The organism is Novosphingobium sp. FG137, assembly GCF_057809735.1.
In genome coordinates this window covers 178,035-198,833 of the sequence record NZ_JBMDKN010000005.1, presented here as the reverse complement: position 1 = coordinate 198,833, position 20,799 = coordinate 178,035, and the positions used below count along the sequence as shown (strand labels likewise).

Genomic DNA, 20,799 nt, shown 5'->3' with positions numbered 1-20,799 from the left:
AGGAAACAGCCATGAGCAAGACAGTCCTCGTTTCCGGTGGCAGTGGCTACATTGCAGGGTTCATCATCCAGCAGTTGCTGGCCGAAGGCTGGACGGTCCACGCCACCGTGCGCAGCCTGAAGCGCGAGGCGGAGTTGCGCCCGCTGCTCGGCGGCACGGCGGAAACACTGAAGTTCTTCGCTGCCGACCTTACCGCCGATGCGGGCTGGGCCGAAGCGATGGAGGGCTGTAGCCATGTGTTGCACGTCGCCTCGCCGTTCAGCAGCAAACCGCCGCGCAATCCCGATGAACTCATCATCCCCGCTCGCGAGGGCACTGTGCGCACGCTGCGCATCGCCAAGGCTGCCGGTGTTACGCGTTTCGTCCAGACGTCATCGGTCGCCGCGATCGCCTATGGCCACGGCAAGGGTCACCACCACTTCACCGAAGCCGACTGGACCAACATCCACAGCCGCGATGCCTATGCCTACGTCAAATCCAAGACCGTCGCCGAACGCGCCGCGCGTGAGTGGATGGCGAAGGAAGGAGCCGGCATGGAGTTCCTCTCCATCAACCCCGCCGCCGTGCTCGGCCCGGTCTGGAGCCATGATTTCTCCGCCTCGATCGAGATGGTCAACCAGCTGCTTTCGGGTGCGCTGCCCGGCTGCCCCGATCTCGGCTTCGGCATTGTCGATGTACGCGATCTGGCCGATCTCCACGTCCGCGTGCTCACCGAACCGGGGCTGGACGGCGAGCGCTTCATTGCCTCGGGCCCGTTCCTCAAAATGATCGAGGTTGCGCAGATCCTGCGCGCTGGGATGCCGCTGGAGGCGCGCAGGGTGCCAACCCGGCGTCTGCCTGATTGGCTCGTCCGCTTCGCCGCAAAGTTCAATCCGCTGATCCGTCAGGTCGTCGGTGAGCTTGGCAACGTGCGCGATGCCAGCGCCGCCCACGCGCTCGAACGCCTCGGCTGGAAGACCCGCCCGGCAGAGGAATCGATCATCGATTGCGCAAAGAGCCTGATCGAACGCGGTATCGTGAAGGTCTGACGGGGGGTAGGGGGCTCGCCCCTCAGATCCCTGCAAACCACTGATAGCCGCGGTGATCCTCCCAATAGCCACCGCCGCCACCGTGGATGCCGTCAAGCGAGGCAACCGCTTCCACGCGCATGACATACTTGGCCTGCTTGTAGCCCAGCTGCCGCTCGACCCTGAGGCGCAGCGGCGCGCCGTGGCCCACGGTGAGCAGTTCGCCGTTCATGTGCGTCGCCAGGATCGTTTGCGGATGGAAGGCATCGATCATGTCGATGCTCTCGTAGTACGGAATGCCCCCGGTGCTGTCCGCGCAATGGAACACCACATACTTCGCGTTGGACGACATTCCCGCGCGCTTCAGGATCAGGCCGAGCGGCACGCCCGACCATTCGCCGATCGCGCTCCAGCCTTCCACGCAATCGTGCCGGGTGATCTGCGTGCGGCGCGGCGCCGCCATCATCTGCGCCAGGCTGATGCGCAGCGGATGTGCCACCATGCCGTCTACGCTCAGCGTCCAGTCGGCGAACTTGTTGGCGGCAAGCGCGTTGTACTCGCTCGTGCCCGGGTTCTGATTGCCGTTTTGGCGGAATACCGGCGACATCTCGGCTCGGCTGAACTCCTTCGCCAAGGCATTGCGGTCCGTTACGAGACGCTGCGCGCCATGGGTGGCCTTCTCGCCGAGGCTCAGCGCCGCTTTCACCGTGGGGGAGGCGTTGATCTGGTCGCAGCCCGCCAGCAGCAGCCCTGCGCCGCCCATCAGCGCGTTGCGCCGGGTTATCAGCGAGGAGGGCGCGGGCATCATGATCCCTGACTTGTCGTCGCTCATTTCGAACGCTCCTTCGGCAAACGATACCAGCCCGTGATGATCGAACGCAGCTCGTTCAACGGCCCCGCCAGCACCACCGCCAGCAAATGCACCACGATGAACAGCGCGAACCCGGTCGCGCAGAGGAAGTGGATCGAGCGCGCCGATGGCCGCCCGCCGAAAAGCTCCGCCAGCCACGGAAACGCCGCGTTGAGGGTAGGCGACATCGTGCAGCCGGTCAGGATCACCACCGGGATCAGTACGAAGAGCACGCCCAGATAAGCGATCTTCTGGAGCGGATTGTAGGCCCGCGCCGCATCACCGGTGGGAAAGCGCAACCGGGCATGTTCCTTGATGTCGTGCCACAGGTGCGAGAAGCTGCGTTCTTCACGCTTCAAGGCAAGGTCACGCCGCAAGTGCCCGGAAACAATGTTGTATGTCATGAACAGCGTCCCGCTGATCAGCAGCACCCAGGCAAACGCGAAGTGCCACTGGCGCGCATCGGCAAGGCTGTAGGTCGAAGGGATCGTCACCAGCGGCGGGAAGGCGTTAGCGGTGTGCTGCGCATAACCCAGCAAGCCCGTCGTCGGAATCTCGATCCCCAACACATAGAGGAAACCGCTGGTGCCGCGGTTGCCGATCACCAGCCACGGCGTATCGAGGTTCGCGCCGTACTCGCCCCAATAGAGCCGGGGATGTGCATTGAAGATCATCATCCCGCTCATCAGCATCACGAAGATGGAGAGGGCATTGATCCAGTGCCAGATCCGCACCGGCAGTTTCGTGCGGTAGATCAGCGGCGAAGCGCCCGCCTCCGCCCGGCTTGCCGGTCTGCCAGCCTCGCTGTCAGCAGTGTGTGTCGCCAAGTTCCCGCTCCCGCCAAGCCGCGCGCAGGCGTCAAGCATGCCCTACCGGGATGGAAGAGCAAGCGCCGCACAGACCGGTTCGGTCCGGCCTCGCAAAACGTTACATCACGCGGAAAAAATCACGTCAGTCATCGTACCACCCTACATCGACCGTCGCCACCTCGCCGAACCGGGCGCCTTTGGTGATCGATTGCCAGATGATCGGCCACGAGGTCCCGATCATGCTCAGGAATGGCCAGGGGTCCCGCTTGTCCCAGCTCACATCGCGTGTGGTAACGAGGGTTTTGAGCGCGGGGAGGAACCCCTTGCGCCGCAGCATCGCCCCCTGCGTCTCGGTCAGGCAGGCATAGAACTGCTGCAAGGTCCGCTCTCGACGCACCCGCACCGGCCCAGTCCAGCCGGGCTCCAGCACTGCGCGGGCAATGTCCGCGCCTTCCCAGAAATGCACCCCGCTCGTCGCGCGCGGATTGCACTCGATGGCGTAGGGCACACCCGCCGCGTCGATGATGAAATCGAAGGAGATGAACCCGCTCCACCCCGTTTCCGCCACAAAGCGCGTGACCCATGCTTCGATTGCCGGCACGTCCACCCGCTCGAACGCCACCGCGACCGAGCCGGACATCAGTGCCCCCCGGTAGACCATGGTAGCCACCACGCGGCCGCCTTGAGCAATCGTGCAGGTGCTGTGCTCCTGCCCCTCGACAAACCGCTGCACCACCATCGGCTGCGCCTGATTGGCCGGGGGCAGGGGCTCTCCACCGCGCAGGATGCTGAGGCCATTGCCCGAACACGAGTAGACCGGCTTCACTACCACCGGACCTGACCGCGCTAGCGCCTCGGCTTGCGCGCTCCCCAACGGCGCGCTTTCGGGCACCGCCAGCCCCATCGCCGCCGCCTTTTGCACAAAGCTCGCCTTGTCATGCAGCGCCAGCACTTCGCGCGGCGGCATCGTGAACAGCCGTGTGCCCTCCGGCAGCATGCCCGCCAGATGCGCCACATGCATGGTCTCTTCCGAGACAGGCACGACAAGGTCCACCCCCTCGCGCTCCGCGATCTGAGCGAGCGCCGCGAGATAAGCCGTCTTTCCGCCGCCTGGTGGCGGCACCTTGAATTCGCGCGCTACGTGCCGCGAAGCCCCCGCCAAGGTCCAGCCATAAGGCTCGGCCACCAGCACCCGGCACCCGGCCTTGCTGAAACCCCGAGCCAGATCGAGCGCCTTGGGCAGCCGTCCCAGCGTGAGCAGCACTGTGGTCATGACCTCACGCCCGCTTGGTCACTGGCGCCACCCGCACCATGATCTGCTTGGCCGGCCGCGTCGTCAGCCGCGCCGCCGGACGCACGGCGCCTGCGTCCTCGATATGGAAATCAAACCGGCGAAACAGCCGCGCGATCAGCAGCACTGCCTCGGTCAGCGCGAATGCTGCCCCGGCGCAGACGCGCGGGCCCTGTCCGAAGGGAATATAGGCCCCCGGCGTCAGCTCGCTCTCGCGCGCGGGCAGGAACCGGTCGGGATCGAATACATCCGGGTCCTTCCAGAAACGCCGATGCCGGTGCAGCACCCACGGCGCCACCATCACCAAGGCCCCGCGCTTCACGCGCCTGCCGCCGATTGTCGTCGCCTCGGTCGCCACTCTCGGCAGGAAGGTGATCGGCGGATAGAGGCGCAGCGTTTCGCGAAACACGTTGCGGATCGTGGGCAGGTGCTTGGTTTCCTCGAAGCCGATGGGGCCATTCTCGCCCGCAACCTCGCGGATTTCCTGCCGCACCCGCGCGACAAGTTCGGGCTGCATCGCCAGCAGATAGAAGGCCCATGTCAGCGCGCTCGCGCTCGTCTCGTGCCCTGCCAGAAACAGCACGCCCAGCTGGTCGATCAGCTCCTCGCGGGTAAACGCGGTACGCGTGAAATCATCGCGAGCCGCGATGACGGCTGCGGCGATATCGTCGAAATGCTCGCCATTCGGCCCCACATGGGTATCGAGCAGATCGCCCAGATGCCCCCGGATGCGGCGGCAGGCCTCGAGCACGAAGTCCTTTTGCGGCACCGGAGTCCAAGCCGGCGCCATGATCAGCCGCCGGATCTCGACTTGCGCGACGCTATGCTCGAACACGGTGAAGGCATCGAACACATCGTGCGCCGCCCCGGTTTCCAGCCCGGTACTGAACACCGTGCGGCAGATGATGTCCGCCGTCAGGTGGCTCATGGTAAGGTCGAGCGAGAACGCTGCGCCGTCCGCCGCCCGCGTCGCCAGCGTCTCCTCGCAGGCCTGCGCGCCTTCCTGCATCGCCGGAAACGCGCGGTTCACCCGCATCATCGTGAAGGCCGGATCGATCATCCGCCGCTGCCGCTGCCAGACGTCCCCCGAAGAAACGAAGATCGAATCACCGATCAGCGGTGCGAGGGCGTCCACCATCAGGTCGCTCTTGGGAAAGATGCCCTCGGGATCGGAGAGTACCCGCCGTACTTCGTCAGGCCGGTTCACGATCAGGATCGAGCGCCGCGAATAGCCCAGCGGGCCGACATCGCAGCGATAGGCGCTGGCCGGAAGCAGGCTCAGCAGATCGCCATCCCCGCGCAGCGCCACGCGCAGCAGCGCGGTCACCGCGCCCAGTGAAGTCGGGCGCGGCGGCCGATAACGAACGGAACTGGCAGTCTGGCTCACAGGACTCCCCGGATTATCTCCCGGTGTCATCTTATGTTTACACCGGCCCTGTCCAGTGGAATAGTCGCGACAAGACAAACCGGGGGATGTGATGGAACTGCTGCTGTTCCGCTGCCTGATAGCGGCCCATATCGCTGCCGGGGCGACCGGGGCCATCGCCTTCTGGGTTCCGGTCGTCGGCCGCAAGGGCGATGTGAACCACCGCAAGTGGGGCCGCATTTTCACCAAGGCGATCCTCATCACCGGCTGCCTTGCGCTCGTGATGAGCCTTTTCACACTCTACGATCCGATGGCCGTCCACCCGCACCTTGTCGGCAAGTTCGATGCCGATTTCGTGCGCGGCATTTTCGGCGTGATGATGCTCCACAATGCCATCCTCACGCTCAATCTCGCCTGGTATGGCTGGCTTTGCGTGCAGAATCGCCGCAATGTCGCGGCCAACCGCACCCCGCTCAACGTGGCGCTGCAGGTCCTCGTGATGATCGCCGCCGTCGTCTGCGCTTGGGACGGCGCGCGCATCCATCAGCCGCTGATGATGCTCATTTCGGTCGTCGGCATGGCGACGGGTATTACCAACCTCGTGTTCCTCTATTCGCGCAATCCCTCGCCGGTGATGTGGCTCAAGGAACATGTGAAGGCGCTCGTGGGCGCTGGCATCTCGGTCTACACCGCCTTCCTCGCGTTCGGCTCGGTGCGCTTGTTCCCCGCGCTCGCGCTCCATCCGGCGATGTGGTCGGTCCCGCTCGTCACCGGCCTGATTATCCTCATTTACCACCGCATCCGCATCGATCAGAAGGCGGGTATCAGCGTGATCCCGGGGCTGCGCTCGCGCCGCGTCGCGGCTTCGGACTGACGTGGCGGCGAGAAAGGTCGTTGTTGTCGGCGCCGGCATGGGCGGCCTTGCCGCTGCTGCCGATCTTGCCCGGCAAGGTCTCGATGTCACCGTCGTCGAACGCGCCGCGAACGTCGGCGGCAAGATGCGCCGGGTGGAAAGCGGCGGTCTGTCGATCGATGCCGGCCCCACCGTCTTCACCATGCGCTGGATCTTCGACGGCCTGTTCGGCGATGCAGGTGAGCGGCTGGAGGACCATCTCGGCCTGATCCCGGCCGAAACCCTCGCCCGCCACGCCTGGCAAAACGGCGGCAACCTCGATCTCTTTGCCGATGTGAACCGGTCCGCCGATGCCATCGGAGACTTTGCCGGGGCTGGGGAAGCCCGCGCCTATCTCGATTTCTGCGCCCGCAGCGCGGATATCTACAAGACGCTCGCCGCCTCGTTCATCGCGGCCGAGCGCCCCTCGATCCCCGGCCTCGTCGCGCGGCTCGGCCCCTTCGGCATCCCCGCACTGATGCGCACCGTGCCCATGCGCACATTGTGGGGCGCGCTGGGCGATCACTTCAAGGATCCGCGGCTGCGCCAGCTGTTCGGGCGCTATTCCACCTATGTCGGCTCCTCACCCTGGGCCGCGCCAGCCACCCTGATGCTGATCGCCCATGTCGAGCAGCAAGGCGTCTGGCTGGTGCGCGGCGGGATCCACGAAGTCGCGCGCGTGATTGCCGGGCTTGCCGCAAAGCACGGGGCGACCTTCCGCTTCGGTGCGCAGATGGACCGGATTATCGTCGAAGGCGGCCGCGTTGCCGGGGTGGAACTGGCGGGCGGTGAGCGCATCGCCGCCGATGCCGTGGTGTTCAACGGCGATATCTCCGCGCTGACCGACGAGGTCCGCCCGGTTCCCGCGACGGCGCCGCACAAGCGCTCGCTGTCTGCAGTCACATGGTGCTTGTCGGCACGGACTTCGGGCTTCGATCTTGCGCATCACAACGTCTTTTTCGCGGACGATTATGGCGCGGAGTTCGACGCCATCTTCAAGGATCGCCGCATTACGCAAACCCCGACGGTCTATCTCTGTGCGCAGGACCGGGGGGAGGGGAGCGACCACCCCGCTGGCACGCCCGAGCGCCTGCTTGCGCTGATCAATGCGCCTGCTGATGGTGACAGCGGCCCGCTGCCCGATACCCGGATCGCCGATCTCGCCAGCCGCTGTGTCGGCCTCATGAAGGATTGCGGGCTCGAACTTACGGCAACCGACGAACCCGTCATTACCGACCCGTCCGGCTTCCACGCGCTCTTCCCGGCCAGCGGCGGCGCGCTCTATGGCCGCGCCAACCACGGCATGATGGGCAGCTTCGCGCGCGCCGGGGCGCGGGGGAACGTCCCGGGGCTCTACCTCGCAGGCGGCAGCGTACACCCGGGGCCGGGTATTCCGATGGCCACGATGTCTGGCCGCATCGCCGCTGCGCGCCTTATCGCCGATCTCGCCGGTGACCGGCGCACGGTCATGCTGCCGGCCGACCAGCCCCCTTTGCGTTGACCAGGGCCTTGAGGCTCATGCGCGACCACTTCGGATGTGGCACGGTGTCCGGCCTCCCCAGAGCTTGAAGCCCCGCACGCAGCACCCATCGGATCTTCTCGCCGCGCGACGTGAACACGCGGGCATCCCACACCCGCGGGCCGCCCGCCGCCACCTTGCGCGCAATCGCGCCATAGATGCCCGCCGCCGCAAGGATCGCCCAACGCTGGCGATACCCTAGCCGCGCAGCGCCGACCCGCGCCGAGGCCTCGTAGTCCGCCGCCAGTGCCGCCAACCTCTTGGCCACATTCACCAGCGCAGCGCGGTAGCACGGGCGCAACTGCTCGCCCGGTGGAATGTCGGCCTCCGCCAGCCACTCGGCGGGCAGATAGCAGCGCCCGCCGCGGTCATCCTCCGCCACATCGCGCGCGATATTGCCGAGCTGGAAGGCCAGCCCCAGATCGCAGGCGCGGTCGAGCGTGTCGTCATCATCGGGCGCCACGCCCATGACAACCGCCATCATCACGCCGACAGCACCCGCGACATGGAAGCAATAGCGCAGGAGGTCCGCCTCGCTGCGCGGGGTCCAGTCCTCGGCATCCAGCGCAAAGCCGTCGATCACGTCCTCCGCCATGCCCCGCGTCAGCCCGCATTCGCGCGCGACCACGCCCAGCGCATCGAAGTTGGGATTGCCAGTCGGCAGCCCCGCCATGGCAAGATCGGTCAGCCTCCGGATCTGCGCGAGCCGCTCTGCGGCATCGCCCCCCGGCGTCGACCCCAGTTCGCCGCCGAGGTCCTGCTCGTCAGCAATGTCGTCGCAGGCGCGGCACCAGGCATAGAGCAGCCAGACCCGCTCCCGCGTCGTCCGGTCAAACAGCTGCGAGGCCGCCGCAAAGCTCTTCGAACCCCGCGCAATGGTCTCACGGGCATGGGCAACGAGGGCAGCGCGATCCGGTCTCGGCAGCGCTGCAGCGGGTTCAGCCACGCCGCCTCACAAGTCCTTCGCGGACATCTGGATGATCGGCGTGTGCGGCACATGCGCCGCCATCCGCGCCAGCAGGACATCGAGCGCATGCTCGGCCAGAATGATCCCGCCATGCACCGGCCGGATGAAGCCGACCTCGATCATGTGCGTCTGGAAAGCGAGCAGCTTGTCGTAAAACCCGAAGGCATTGAGCAGGCCTACCGGCTTGCTGTGATAGCCGAGCTGCGACCAGCTCACCGCTTCCCACAACTCGTCCATCGTGCCCACACCGCCGGGCAGGGTCAGAAACCCGTCCGAAAGATCAGTGAAGGCCTGCTTGCGCTCGTGCATGGTCTCCACGATGGTCAGGCTCGTGCAATCGGGATTGGCAACCTCGGCCTCGGCCAGCGCACGCGGGATCACGCCGATCACCTCGCCGCCCGCCTCCAGCGCACCTGCAGCCACCGCGCCCATCAGGCCCAGCCGTCCGCCGCCGTAGACCACGCCGATCCCGCGCGAGGCCAGTTCGGCCCCCACATCGCGCGCCAGCGCAACATAGCGCGCATCTGCCGGCGATGCCGAACCGCAATAGACTGCCAGCCGTTTCACGCTGCTCTCACGCCCCCAGCAAATCCTCGATCATCAGCCCTGCGGTCGCCTTCGCGCTGCCGACCACGCCGGGTATGCCTGCACCCGGATGAGTGCCCGCGCCGACCAGATAGAAGTTCTTGATCGCGTCGTCACGGTTGTGCGCGCGGAAATACGCGGATTGCGTGAGCAGCGGCTCAAGACTGAACGCGCTGCCCTGATGCGCCGAAAGATCGATCGAGAAATCCTTGGGCGTATAGGAGAACTTCGTCACGATCCGGCTGTGGATATCCGGGATCAGGCGGCGGCCCACCTCGTCGAGCACGCGCTTTTCGAACTGCGGCCCGATCTCGTCCCAATCGATCGGCAGCTTGCCCATGTTGGCCACCGGCACGAGCGCGTAGAAAGTGCTCATCCCCGGCGGCGCCATGCTTGGATCGCTGACCGAGGGGTGGTGAAGATAGATCGAGAAATCCTCGGGCAGCACGCCGTGCTTGTAGATGTCGTCGAGCAGCCCCTTGTAGCGCGGCCCGAACAGGATCATGTGGTGCGCGATCCCCGGCCAGGTGCCTTCGACGCCGAAGTGGACGACGAACAGGCTAGGCGAGAACTTCTTCTTCTTCAGCGACTTGGCCCGCCGCTGCGCATGTCCGTTATCGGGCATGAGATCGGCATAGGAATGGACGATATCGCCGTTGGAAGCGACCGCATCCACGCTCTCGCGCCACCCGCTCTTCGTCTCCACCGCCGTCACCCGGTCGCCCAGCGAATGGATGTGCACGACCGGATCGCCCAGTCGCACCGTGCCACCGAGGCGCTCGAAGTGCTTGACCATGCCGGCGATCAGCTTGTTGGTGCCGCCCTTGGCCCACCAAACGCCGCCGTCCTTCTCCAGCTTATGGATAAGCGCATACATCGCGCTCGCGGTCATCGGGTTGCCGCCGACCAGCAGCGAGTGGAAGCTGAACGCCTCACGCAGCTTCTCGTTTTCGATATAGCTCGAGACGATTGAGTAGACCGAGCGCCAGGCCTGATAGCGGATCAGCGGCGGTGCGGATTTGATCATCGAGGCAAAGTCGAGGAACGGCACCGAGCCGAGCTTCACGTAGCCTTCCTCGAACACCCCTGCGGAGAACTTCAGGAATTCGGCGTAGCCGGCCACGTCGCGCGGGCTCAGCTTCGCGATCTCGGCGTTCAGCACGGCCTCGTCGTTGGTGTAGTCGAAGTTGGTCCCGTCGGCCCAGTTAAGCCGGTAGAACGGCTTGACCGGCACCAGCTCGACATCCTCGGAAATGTCGTGGCCTGAAAGCGCCCACAACTCCTTGAGGCACGGCGGATCAGTCACCACTGTCGGCCCGGCATCGAAGGTGAACCCGTCGCGCTCCCAGTAGTAGGCGCGCCCGCCCGGCTTGTCGCGCGCTTCGATCACGGTGGTCTGGATCCCTGCCGACTGCAGGCGAATTGCCAGCGCCAGTCCGCCGAAACCGGCACCGATGACGGCTACTTTCTTCATGATGAGACTCTAGGCTCCTGAAAACTTGAGCGGGGCTGGCTGCCGGCCCAGCCCCGTGATGGTGCCGAGCGCCCGCGGGATGGGGATTGGCGGAATGCCCGCCAGAATGCGAAACTTGTCGTACGAGGTTGATCGCCCCGAATAGAACCGCTCGATGAGCTGCGGCTTCATCGTGTAGAAACGCTCCAGGATGCGAAGACGTTCCTGCGGATAAGCCCCGCCGAACAACAAGGCCGAAAGCATGCGGTAGTAAGACTGGTTTTCCCAGTGCCCTTTAGCCCACTTGGCAGAGAATGCCTTGAGGCCCGCACCATCGAGCACATCATGGTGCGCCAGCGCGAGCGCGAAGCGCACCGCATCGGGCACCGAGTAGCTCGTCAGCGAATGAAACAGCCCCGCGCGCGATCCGGCCCGCGCCGTATCCTCGCCGCCATCGCGCCAGAAACCGGCAAAATCGCCGCCTGCCACCACCGGCAGCACGCCGTGCTCCTCGCTAACCAGCGCTTCGACTTCCCAACCTCGCGCGGCGAGGTAGGCGTCGATCCGCTGCTCGAGCAGCGGCCGGTCCAGCACGCTGCTGTCCGAGTAGTAGGTGTCCTCCAGAAACACCACGTCAGGCGCAAAGGGCAGGGCGTACATGAAGCGATAGCCGTCGATCTGCTCGACCGTCGCGTCCATCACGATCGGCCGTTCAAGGCCGTGCGGCGCCTTCAGCTTGAACTTGCGGCCGACGAATTTCTGCCAGCCGCCGGTGAAGTGCGAAACATCGCGCAGCCCCCGCGTGTCGATTACCCCGCCGGCCTCGACCAGCGTGCCATCGCCCAGCATGACTTCAGTCTCGCTGCAACTCTTCACTGCCTGCGCCGTGAGGATGGCATCCTCAGGGAGCGCCGCACGCAGCGCCGCGTCGAACTTCTCCGAGGTCATGGCGCTGTAACTGGTGTGCAGGTGGCGGCTGTGGCGCGGGAAATGGACGTTGTAGTCCGCCCAGGTCGCCTCGATCATCGGTGCGAGCAGTTCGGTCGCTTCGTGATCGGTATCGGTCGCAAAGAACGACCACACATGATTGCCGCCAAGGCAGGTGCCTTGCTCCACGACCAGCAGCGAAAGATCGGGACGATAGCGAGCAAGCGCAAGCGCAATCAGGCCACCTGCGAGGCCCCCGCCCAGGATCGCGATATCGCAGCGCCGTGCATTCATCACCTCGGGCGATAGGCGCTGGGCTGCAACGGTGCAACCTGCGCGGCCCTGCCCGTTCGTGAAGATGGGGGATAGACGAAGCGCCGCGAGGCAGGTGGGGTCCCGGGGATGGCAGTGGAGGTGGCCATCCCCGGGATCTTGCAAAGGGCAACCGGGGGAGTTGCCCCTCTCCCAGGGATTGTCCCGGCGGTCTGCCCTGAACGTGTGGAGTAGAAGGCAGGCCGGCAAGACAATGCCTATCTGCCGTTTTGCAGATTTCGGCGACCAAACCGCCACGTGAACAATCGGCAATCTTTCGCTTTCACCGGAAGGACTCAAGCGAGAATCCTGTTGCGTTTTGATGCGGATCAAGGCCTCCTTGCCGTCAGATGGCGAGAAGCGCCGCAATCGGTCCAGTTGGCCCCACGAACGCACGCGGCAGGCACGCGGGCGGCGCAAGAAGGGTCAAGGCCGCCAACAAGGAGAGTGTGATGGCAGAGCAGGTTGCACAGCATGTCGACGTCCTGATCGTCGGAGCCGGCATTTCCGGCATCGGGTCCGCCAAGCATCTGCAAGACCAATGCCCGGGCAAGACCTACGCCATCCTGGAAAGCAAGGACACATTCGGCGGCACCTGGGAAACTCACAAGTATCCCGGCATCCGCTCCGATTCCGATCTCTACACCTTCGGCTACCGCTTCAAGCCGTGGACCGGTGCTCCGATCGCTTCGGCCGAAGCCATCCTCACCTACATGGGCGAAGTGATCGAGGAAAACGGCATCACCCCGCACATTCGTTACGGCCACACGATCACGTCGTGCAGCTGGTCGAGCGCGGACAGCCTGTGGACGGTACATGCCCGCCGCAAGGATGGCAGCGAAGTGGTCTTCACCGCCGGCTTCCTGTGGATGTGTCAGGGCTACTACGATCACAAGACGCCTTACATTCCGGACTGGCCGAACAGGGCGAGCTACAAGGGTCAGTTCGTCCACGCCCAGCTGTGGGACCCGCAGACCGACGTTGCCGGCAAGCACGTCATCGTCATCGGTTCCGGCGCCACCGCGGCGACAATCGTCCCGGCGCTCTGCGAAGCCGGTGCCAAGGTCACCATGGTCCAGCGCTCGCCGACATGGTTCTACTGCGCGCCCAATGTCAGCGAACTGGCCGACCGGTTGCGTACGATCGGCGTTGACGAGCCGACGATCCACCGCGTCGTGCGGCAGGACTACATCTACAATTTCTACGAGATGGACCGCCGCAGCCGCGAGGAGCCCGAGGCCATGGCCGAAGACCTGCGCGCACTGATTCGCGGCTATGTGGGTGAGGATTTCAATTTCGAGCCGCACTTTACGCCGAAGTATCGCCCCTGGCAGCAGCGGCTTGCCCAGCTTCCCGATGGCGACATGTTCAAGCAGGTCGTCGCGGGCAATGCTTCTGTGGTGACGGACACGATCGAGACTTTCACCGAAAAGGGCCTGCGCGTCAGCTCCGGGCAGGAAATCGAAGGCGATATCGTCGTCGCCTGCACCGGCTTCCGCCTGTCCGTGCTGGGCGAAATCCCCTTCGAGGTCGATGGCGCGGCGGTCAACTGGGCCGATACCGTCAATTACCGCGGCATGATGTTCACCGGCGTACCCAATCTCGTCTGGGTCTTCGGCTACTTCCGCGCCTCGTGGACGCTGCGGGTCGATATCGTCGGAGATTTCGTCTGCAAGCTCCTCAATCACATGGATTCTGCAGGTGTCCACAAGGTCGAGGTAGCGCTGCGGGAAGAAGATAAGGACATGAAGATCCTGCCATGGATCGATGCCGACAACTTCAATCCCACCTACCTCATGCGCGATCTCGACCGCATGCCTAAGCGCGGCGACAAGCCCGAATGGCAGCACAACCAGGATTACTGGAGCGAGAAGGAAGAGATTCCCTACATCGATCCTGCCGCGAGCGAGTTCATGTATGACGGTGTTCGGGCAGAAGCGGCTGCCCTCGAAGCCGCCGAATAGCAGTGCGCTACCCCCCCCTCCTCTTCGGAGGAGGGGGTTTGGGGTGATCGAGGTTGTACCCTCAGGCCGCCTTCTTCCGCCCCATCCCGCGCGCGATTTCCTTCTTCAGATCTCGCACATAGGCATCGAAATCGAGCTGGATCGTGTGCCGCCGCGCCGCGTAGTAATGCCCGGTGTGGTATGCCTCATCGGCCTTGATGATCCGGTGCATCTCGTCCGCCGGCGGAGGGGCGTAGGCGCCCGCCAACGTGGCCGCGATAAGCTTCGATTGCTGTTCTGCAAAGTTCACCAGCGTCGGCAGCGGCTGGCCAAGCCCCGCATAGAACAGGTCCGGCACCTCGGGCTTCATGATCCGCTTGAACAGCGGCGGCGGCCGGTTGTCGCTATCGGCGCAGAGCGCGGGGTCGTCGAAGAAAGGGAAACGGATGTCATAGCCGGTCGCCCAGACGATGACGTCGATCTGCTCCCGGCTGCCGTCCTGAAACACCACGCCGTCGCCGTCCAGCCGCTCGATCCCGCTCTTCATCACCACATCGCCCGATCCCGCGCGCAGCAGGAACTCGCCCGAAACCGTGGCGTGGGCGTCAAACGGGCCGATCTCGGGCTCGGGCAGACCGTAGTCGCTCATCTTGCCCACCAGACCCTTGATCAGCCGTGCACCGATCGCGTTGCGCACCTTGCGCGGCATCCACGCCGGGGCGGGGTTCTTGTCGATCGGCTGGCCCTTGTAATACTTGGGCAGCACCCAGACCCCGCGCCGGGTCGAAACGAAGAGCCGCGAAGCGATGGCGCGTTGCGAAAGCTCGGAGGCGATATCCATCGCCGAATTGCCCATGCCGACGACCAGCACGCGCTTGCCCCGGCAGTCCACCGGCTCGAACGCGCTGCGATAGGAATGGCTGTGGAGCTGCTCACCATCGAACGTGCCCGGATACTCCGGAATCCGGGCCGCCCAGTGGTGCCCGTTCGCCACCACCAGCGCCTCGTACGTCCGCGTCTCGCCGCTGGAAAGCCGCACCTCCCAGCCGCCGCCCGCCAGCCGCGTCGCCTTCTCGACCCGCGTGTTGAAGGTGATCGCCTCGCGCAGCCCGAAATGATCGGCGTAGTCGCGGAAGTACTTCAGGAGCTGCGAGTGGTGTGGAAAGTCCGGCCAGTCCGCCGGCACAGGATAGTCCTCGAAGGCCAGCCGCCACTTCGAGGTATCGATATGCAGGGTCTGATAACAGGCCGATAAGCCATTGGGATTGTTGTAGTACCAGTTCCCGCCGATATCGTCGGAGGCATCGAACTCCTCGTACGCGATGCCATAGTCCTTCAGCCGCTTGGCGACCGTTATCCCCGAGCAGCCCGCCCCGATGATGCAGACCCGTGCATTGGTCATGGCGGCTCAATCCTGCTCGAGGCGCACCGGCATTGCGCTGAAGCCATGCAGGAATGGGCTCGCCAGCCGCGTCGGCGCGCCCGTGGGCACGACCCTCAGCCGCCGCGTCACGATCTCGTCGATCACCGCCGCGATCTGCACTTCGGCCAGCCGCGCGCCCACGCAGCGGTGGATGCCATGGCCAAAGGCGATATGCCGCCGCGCGTTCTCGCGGGTCACATCAAACCGCTCGGCATCCGGGAACACGCTCTCATCGCGGTTGCCTGAAATGTACCACATCACGATCTTCTCGCCCTCGCGGATGAGCTGCCCGCCCACTTCCACATCGCGCGTCGCGGTACGGCGCATATGCGTCACCGGCGATTGCCAGCGGATGATTTCCTGCGCGGCATTGGTGCTCAGCGTCGGGTCCGTGCGCAGCCTTTCCAGCTCCTCGGGATAAAGATGAAGAGCCTCGACCAAACCACTGATCGAATTACGTGTCGTATCATTCCCCGCCACGATCAGTAGCGCGATATTGGCCAGCCGCTCCAGCGCCGGCAGTTGCCCCATCGCTTCGGAATGCACCATCCGGCTCAGCAGATCGTCCGTCGGCGGCAACGCGCGCCGCGCATCGAGTTCGCGGTCGAAGCGCTGCAGCATCTCGCCCATCTGCTTCATCCATTCCGCGCGGTACTCCGGCGTCAGGTTGTCCGCCGAAACCCCGCTTCCATAGTCAGACCAGCGCTTGAGATCGCGCCACTCCTCGAACGGGAAATCGAACAGGCTGCACAGCATGCCCAGCGTCTGCGGGATCGCCAGTTGCTCCACCCAGTCGAACGTTTCGCCAAGGGGCAGCGCATCGAACAGCATCTTTGCCCGCTCGCGGACTTGGGCTTCCAGCTTGATCATCTGCCCCGGGCTGAAGGCAGGCGCGATCACCTTGCGCTGCGCGGTGTGGATCGGTGGATCCTGCGCGATGAAATTCGGGAACTCGCTTTCGTTGATCGATTCGGCAATCGTGATGTTCCCCCGCTTCCACGAGGAGGAGAACACGTCCGGCATCAACTCGATTTCCTGGATGTGCTCCAGCGTCACCGCCGACCAGTACCCGCCGAACGGGCTTTCCGGCCGCCAGCTGATCGGCATTTCTCGCCGCAGGAACGCAAACGGCTCGCGCCACGTGTCCTGCGTGTAGAGCGCATCGGCGCTCACGTCATAAGGGTTGATCGCCCGTTCACGCGTGAGGGTCTGGCTCGCCATGTCCTGCTCCTTGGGCCCGCTCGCTTGCGTGGCGGGATGTTGTGCGCAAGTATGTTTAATCGCCTGATTAAAGTCCAGCCCCGATTGCGCCCGGCCTTGGCAGTGGACGCACGGTGGATTTGGTTCTAAACCGCTGCCATCCCCGGGGAGCCAGTGCGGCTGAGAGGGGCTGGTCACGCAGCCCGACCCGTCGAACCTGAACCCGTTAGCACGGGCGGAGGGAGCGGTCGGCCTTGAGGCCAAGCGCCCGCTTTCCGCCCGCTCAAGGAGCGTGAAAGATGGCCGATATCAATTCCCGTCTCGAAAATGGCCCGCAGGCCACGCCGATCGGTGTCACCACCGGCCCGATCCGCGGCAGCCGCAAGATCCATGTCGAAAGCCCGCGCTTCCCCGGCCTCACCGTTGCCATGCGCGAAATCTCGCTCGAACCTTCGTCGGGCGAGCCCCCCTTGCGTGTCTACGACACCTCCGGCCCCTATACCGACAGCAATGCCGTGATCGATATCGCCAAGGGCCTGCCGCAGCTGCGCCGCGAATGGATCATGGGCCGCGGCGATGTCGAGGAATACAGCGCGCGGGAAGTGAAGCCCGAGGACAACGGCCAGCTCGGCCCTGATCGCTCCGGCGGCGTCCCCGGCTTCCCCAATGTCGTCCAGAAGCCGCTGCGCGCCAAGGCTGGCGGCAATGTCAGCCAGATGCACTACGCCCGCCAGGGCATCATCACCCGCGAGATGGAATATGTCGCCATCCGCGAAAACCTCGGCCGCCGCCAATTGAAGGAAGCCCTCGTTCGCGATGGGCAGGATTGGGGCGCCGCGATCCCCGACTACGTCACAGCCGAATTCGTGCGCGACGAAGTCGCCCGCGGCCGCGCCATCATCCCCAGCAACATCAACCACCCTGAATCCGAGCCGATGGCCATCGGTCGCAACTTCCTCGTCAAGATCAACGCCAATATCGGCAACTCGGCCGTCGCTTCCGACGTTGCGAACGAAGTCGAGAAGATGGTCTGGTCGGTCCGCTGGGGCGCGGACACCGTCATGGACCTCTCGACCGGCCGCAATATCCACGACACCCGCGAATGGATCCTGCGCAACAGCCCCGTGCCGATCGGCACGGTGCCGATCTACCAGGCGCTCGAAAAGGTTGGCGGCATTGCCGAAGACCTCACCTGGGAAATCTTCCGCGATACGCTGATCGAGCAGGCCGAGCAGGGCGTTGATTACTTCACCATCCACGCCGGCGTGCGCCTGCCTTACATCCCGCTCACCGCCAAGCGCGTGACGGGCATCGTCAGCCGCGGCGGCTCGATCATGGCCAAGTGGTGCCTCGCGCATCACAAGGAATCGTTCCTCTACGAGCACTTCGACGAGATCACCGAGATCATGAAGGCCTACGACATCGCCTATTCGCTGGGCGATGGCCTGCGCCCGGGCTCGGTGGCGGACGCCAACGACGAAGCCCAGTTCGCCGAGCTCTACACCCTGGGCGAGCTTACCAAGCGCGCCTGGGAGCAGGACGTTCAGGTGATGATCGAAGGCCCCGGCCACGTGCCGATGCACAAGATCAAGGAGAACATGGACAAGCAGCTGGCGGCCTGCGGCGAAGCCCCGTTCTACACGCTCGGGCCGCTCGTGACCGACATTGCGCCGGGCTATGACCACATCACCAGCGGCATCGGCGCCGCGATGATCGGGTGGTTCGGCACGGCGATGCTCTGCTACGTCACGCCCAAGGAGCACCTCGGCCTTCCCGACCGCGATGACGTCAAGGTCGGCGTCGTCACCTACAAGCTTGCCGCCCACGCGGCGGACCTTGCCAAGGGCCACCCGGCGGCCAAGCTGCGCGATGATGCCCTCAGCCGCGCCCGCTTCGAGTTCCGCTGGCGCGACCAGTTCAACCTCAGCCTCGATCCGGACACCGCCGAGCAGTACCACGACCAGACGCTCCCGGCCGAAGGCGCCAAAACCGCGCACTTCTGTTCGATGTGCGGCCCCAAGTTCTGCTCGATGAAGATCACGCAGGAAGTGCGGGAGTTTGCCGCCAAGCAAAACGCGGAGATCGCGACGTTCGTGGCGAACGAGGCCGAAGCCGAAGCCGGCATGGCTGAAATGAGCGAAAAGTACCGCGAGGCTGGTAGCGAGCTTTACCTGCCGGCTGCGGAATAACCTCAATCCCTCCCCGGGCTTGTCTCGGGGAGGTGGCAGCCCGCAGGGCTGACGGAGGGGCTGGGGCTGCTGGGGCACACGCGCCTACGCAGCGGTCCTTATTGCCAATTCATCCCCCTGGCGTTATAACCTCCGTATGAACGCGACCCTCAAGATCACCAAGATCGGCAACTCCGCCGGGATCATCCTCCCTCGTGAGGTGCTCACGCACCTCGGCGCAGAGGTGGGTGAGACGCTCTCGGTCGTGACCACGCCGGGCGGTATCGAACTGCGTGCCGAAGAGCCAGACTTCGAAGCGCAGATGGCAGCGGCGCGCGAAGTCATGGCGCGCCGCAAGCGGGCCTTGCGCGAACTCGCCAAGTAACCATGCCGACAGGCTGGATCTGGGTTGCGCCCGAAGTGGCGCGTGCGGCGCATGCCGAACAGCTTGCCGAACATGGCGGGGCAGAGGGTGTGCGCGATGATGGCCTGCTTGAAAGCGCTTTCGCCCGACCACGCAATCTGGCCGATTACGGCAATCCCGATGTCACCGCGCTAGCCGCGTCCTATGCTTACGGCATTGCTCGTAACCATCCCTTTGTTGATGGTAACAAGCGCACCGCAGCGGTCGTTGCGGAAACCTTTCTCATGCTCAACGGCTTTGTGCTTACCGCGACCGACGCCGAATTGGTCATCGCCATTCTCGCCCTCGCCGCCGGCGAACTCACCGAGGAAGAACTCGCCGACTGGTTCCGCCAGCACGTCCGCGAAGCCTGAACACGCAAATTACAGGCGCTTCAGCCGCACCAGTGCCGCATCGAGTGCGGAGAGAAAGCGCGAGCGGTCGGCCTTGGAGAACGGGGCCGGCCCACCGATCACATCACCCCCCGCGCGCAGGTCCGCCATGATCGCGCGGGTGGCGATCTGGCCGCCGATGGAATTTGCGGTGAAGGGTTTTCCGGTGGAAGACAGCACTTGCGCCCCGGCCTTGAGGCAGCGATCCGCCAGCAGGATATCGGCGGTCACCACCACGCAGCTTGGGGTGGCTTCCGCCGCGATCCAGTCATCTGCCGCATCGAATCCGTCGCTCACCACCACGCGCCGCACCAGGGGATGCACCGGAACGCGGAAGGGGGCATTGCTCACCACCACGACGGCGACTTCATGCCGCCACGCGACCTTGTAGATCTCGTCTTTGACCGGGCAGGCATCGCCATCGACCAGAATACGCAGCGGGGCAGGGGGCTCGCTCATCGTCGGCCCTTGCCACAGCATTTCCGCTGGTGACAGGCACGATCGTTCAGGTGCTGCGCTTCATGTTGTCGAGCCCGGCGACCACACCCGGCTTCTGGCTGGGATTGGAGGCGTTCTGCTTCTTGGGTGCTTCCGCCTTGGGCTTGCGCACTTCGCGGTTCGATTTTTTCTGGCTCTTGGCCATGCTCGCTCTCCGTCCGGACGGTATGGCCGGGGATCAGCCCTAGGCCTTTGGGGCTTGCTTGGCCAGCAATCCCGGCGGGCCATGGCGAGCGGGCACGAAAAAGCCCCCGCAGAGCGCCGGAATGGCGTTCGTCGGGGGCTTTGTCAGCGTCTTCGCCATCAGGGCAGCTACTGCCCCGTCAGGATCAGTTCGAAGCGACCTGGATGCCGAGCGCGCGGGCTTCGGCCTGCGTGAATTCGACCGCCTGGTTGTTGAACGTGCCGGTCACGTAGCGGCCACGCACGTGCAGTTCGAACGGGGCCTTGCCGTTGAAAGCGGTGCCGCGGATCACGCGCTCGCCGCCAGCCACCTGCGTGGTGTAGGTGTAGGTGACACCCTCGTGGGTGAACTTCGCAGCAGTCTCGTCAGCATGAGCGAGGGCCGGAGCCGCGATCAGGGCAGCAGCGGCAGCGATCTGGAAGGACTTGAGAAACATGGCAAAATCTCCTTGGAAATCGGAAGAATTTGCCTTCGAGCACCCCTGTTTTCTTGTTGAGAGCGATATGGTGCAGCGCACAATTGCCCGCAAATGTAATGAACGCCGCTCCAGTTGCAAAACACGCAACTAGCCTGTTCCGTCCTCCGATCTACGCGCGCACCGAGGCCGAAC

Annotated in this window: 20 protein-coding genes and 1 riboswitch; of the genes, 7 read left to right on the top strand and 13 right to left on the bottom strand. The window is 64.7% G+C overall.

Features of this window, described 5'->3' with window-relative positions:
* Nucleotides 1–11 precede the first annotated feature (11 nt).
* Nucleotides 12–1,028 (top strand): SDR family oxidoreductase, encoded by a 1,017-nt coding sequence (locus tag ACODS2_RS15580; protein ID WP_488999653.1) that lies wholly within the window; start codon nucleotides 12–14, stop codon nucleotides 1,026–1,028.
* Nucleotides 1,029–1,050: 22 nt separating this feature from the next.
* Here ACODS2_RS15580 and ACODS2_RS15575 read toward each other — a convergent pair whose 3' ends face one another.
* The 4 genes from ACODS2_RS15575 to ACODS2_RS15560 all read right to left on the bottom strand — a co-directional run bounded on the left by ACODS2_RS15575 (nucleotide 1,051) and on the right by ACODS2_RS15560 (nucleotide 5,344).
* On the bottom strand, nucleotides 1,051–1,839 hold the full coding sequence (locus ACODS2_RS15575) for a molybdopterin-binding protein (protein ID WP_488999652.1): 789 nt from the start codon (nucleotides 1,837–1,839) through the stop codon (nucleotides 1,051–1,053).
* Nucleotides 1,836–2,684, bottom strand: a complete 849-nt coding sequence (locus tag ACODS2_RS15570; RefSeq protein WP_488999651.1) for a cytochrome b/b6 domain-containing protein — start codon at nucleotides 2,682–2,684, stop codon at nucleotides 1,836–1,838. The genes ACODS2_RS15575 and ACODS2_RS15570 overlap by 4 nt, the downstream gene beginning before the upstream one ends.
* A 124-nt stretch (nucleotides 2,685–2,808) precedes the next feature.
* Nucleotides 2,809–3,939 (bottom strand): ATP-grasp domain-containing protein, encoded by a 1,131-nt coding sequence (locus ACODS2_RS15565; protein ID WP_488999650.1) that lies wholly within the window; start codon nucleotides 3,937–3,939, stop codon nucleotides 2,809–2,811.
* Between the two features lie 4 nt (nucleotides 3,940–3,943).
* The gene (locus tag ACODS2_RS15560) at nucleotides 3,944–5,344 is read right to left on the bottom strand and encodes a cytochrome P450 (RefSeq protein WP_488999649.1); all 1,401 of its coding nucleotides are present in this window, start codon (nucleotides 5,342–5,344) and stop codon (nucleotides 3,944–3,946) included.
* 91 nt (nucleotides 5,345–5,435) lie between these two features.
* Here ACODS2_RS15560 and ACODS2_RS15555 point away from each other — a divergent pair, with 91 nt between their 5' ends.
* Together ACODS2_RS15555 and crtD are read left to right on the top strand one after the other, a co-directional pair.
* Nucleotides 5,436–6,197, top strand: a complete 762-nt coding sequence (locus tag ACODS2_RS15555) for a hypothetical protein (protein ID WP_488999648.1) — start codon at nucleotides 5,436–5,438, stop codon at nucleotides 6,195–6,197.
* Nucleotide 6,198: 1 nt separating this feature from the next.
* The gene (crtD, locus tag ACODS2_RS15550) at nucleotides 6,199–7,716 is read left to right on the top strand and encodes a 1-hydroxycarotenoid 3,4-desaturase CrtD (RefSeq protein WP_488999647.1); all 1,518 of its coding nucleotides are present in this window, start codon (nucleotides 6,199–6,201) and stop codon (nucleotides 7,714–7,716) included.
* Here crtD and ACODS2_RS15545 read toward each other — a convergent pair.
* The 4 genes from ACODS2_RS15545 to crtY are packed head-to-tail and all read right to left on the bottom strand — an operon-like array spanning nucleotide 7,682 to nucleotide 11,960.
* Nucleotides 7,682–8,680, bottom strand: a complete 999-nt coding sequence (locus ACODS2_RS15545) for a phytoene/squalene synthase family protein (protein WP_488999646.1) — start codon at nucleotides 8,678–8,680, stop codon at nucleotides 7,682–7,684. The genes crtD and ACODS2_RS15545 overlap by 35 nt on opposite strands.
* Nucleotides 8,681–8,686: 6 nt before the next feature.
* Nucleotides 8,687–9,268: an LOG family protein gene (locus ACODS2_RS15540; RefSeq protein WP_421838370.1), complete on the bottom strand. Its 582-nt coding sequence runs from the start codon at nucleotides 9,266–9,268 to the stop codon at nucleotides 8,687–8,689.
* 7 nt (nucleotides 9,269–9,275) lie between these two features.
* Nucleotides 9,276–10,760 (bottom strand): phytoene desaturase, encoded by a 1,485-nt coding sequence (locus ACODS2_RS15535; protein ID WP_488999645.1) that lies wholly within the window; start codon nucleotides 10,758–10,760, stop codon nucleotides 9,276–9,278.
* A gap of 9 nt (nucleotides 10,761–10,769) precedes the next feature.
* Nucleotides 10,770–11,960 carry a lycopene beta-cyclase CrtY gene (crtY, locus tag ACODS2_RS15530; protein ID WP_488999644.1) on the bottom strand — a complete coding sequence of 397 codons (1,191 nt, stop codon included), beginning with the start codon at nucleotides 11,958–11,960 and terminating at the stop codon, nucleotides 10,770–10,772.
* A gap of 470 nt (nucleotides 11,961–12,430) precedes the next feature.
* Here crtY and ACODS2_RS15525 point away from each other — a divergent pair, with 470 nt between their 5' ends.
* Nucleotides 12,431–13,942, top strand: coding sequence for a flavin-containing monooxygenase (locus tag ACODS2_RS15525; protein WP_488999643.1), 1,512 nt, complete (start codon nucleotides 12,431–12,433; stop codon nucleotides 13,940–13,942).
* A gap of 61 nt (nucleotides 13,943–14,003) precedes the next feature.
* Here ACODS2_RS15525 and ACODS2_RS15520 read toward each other — a convergent pair whose 3' ends face one another.
* Nucleotides 14,004–15,323: a flavin-containing monooxygenase gene (locus tag ACODS2_RS15520; RefSeq protein ID WP_488999642.1), complete on the bottom strand. Its 1,320-nt coding sequence runs from the start codon at nucleotides 15,321–15,323 to the stop codon at nucleotides 14,004–14,006.
* Nucleotides 15,324–15,329: 6 nt separating this feature from the next.
* Nucleotides 15,330–16,565 carry a cytochrome P450 gene (locus tag ACODS2_RS15515; protein WP_488999641.1) on the bottom strand — a complete coding sequence of 412 codons (1,236 nt, stop codon included), beginning with the start codon at nucleotides 16,563–16,565 and terminating at the stop codon, nucleotides 15,330–15,332.
* 133 nt (nucleotides 16,566–16,698) lie between these two features.
* A riboswitch (TPP riboswitch) is annotated at nucleotides 16,699–16,805 on the top strand.
* Between the two features lie 38 nt (nucleotides 16,806–16,843).
* Between ACODS2_RS15515 and thiC the strand changes: the two genes are divergently transcribed.
* From thiC to ACODS2_RS15500, 3 genes are all read left to right on the top strand, one after another.
* Complete coding sequence (thiC, locus tag ACODS2_RS15510; protein WP_488999640.1) at nucleotides 16,844–18,733, top strand: phosphomethylpyrimidine synthase ThiC; 1,890 nt, start codon at nucleotides 16,844–16,846, stop codon at nucleotides 18,731–18,733.
* Nucleotides 18,734–18,869: 136 nt separating this feature from the next.
* Entirely contained in the window at nucleotides 18,870–19,097 is a 228-nt protein-coding gene (locus tag ACODS2_RS15505; protein WP_298170092.1) for an AbrB/MazE/SpoVT family DNA-binding domain-containing protein, read from the top strand.
* A 2-nt stretch (nucleotides 19,098–19,099) separates the two neighbouring features.
* Nucleotides 19,100–19,489 (top strand): type II toxin-antitoxin system death-on-curing family toxin, encoded by a 390-nt coding sequence (locus tag ACODS2_RS15500; protein WP_421838363.1) that lies wholly within the window; start codon nucleotides 19,100–19,102, stop codon nucleotides 19,487–19,489.
* Nucleotides 19,490–19,498: 9 nt separating this feature from the next.
* On the opposite strand, the gene ACODS2_RS15495 is transcribed toward ACODS2_RS15500, so the two are convergent.
* The 3 genes from ACODS2_RS15495 to ACODS2_RS15485 all read right to left on the bottom strand — a co-directional run bounded on the left by ACODS2_RS15495 (nucleotide 19,499) and on the right by ACODS2_RS15485 (nucleotide 20,625).
* Nucleotides 19,499–19,966 (bottom strand): YaiI/YqxD family protein, encoded by a 468-nt coding sequence (locus ACODS2_RS15495; protein WP_488999639.1) that lies wholly within the window; start codon nucleotides 19,964–19,966, stop codon nucleotides 19,499–19,501.
* Between the two features lie 46 nt (nucleotides 19,967–20,012).
* Nucleotides 20,013–20,150: a hypothetical protein gene (locus tag ACODS2_RS15490; RefSeq protein ID WP_298170100.1), complete on the bottom strand. Its 138-nt coding sequence runs from the start codon at nucleotides 20,148–20,150 to the stop codon at nucleotides 20,013–20,015.
* Nucleotides 20,151–20,334: 184 nt separating this feature from the next.
* Complete coding sequence (locus ACODS2_RS15485; protein WP_298170103.1) at nucleotides 20,335–20,625, bottom strand: hypothetical protein; 291 nt, start codon at nucleotides 20,623–20,625, stop codon at nucleotides 20,335–20,337.
* Nucleotides 20,626–20,799: the final 174 nt, after the last annotated feature.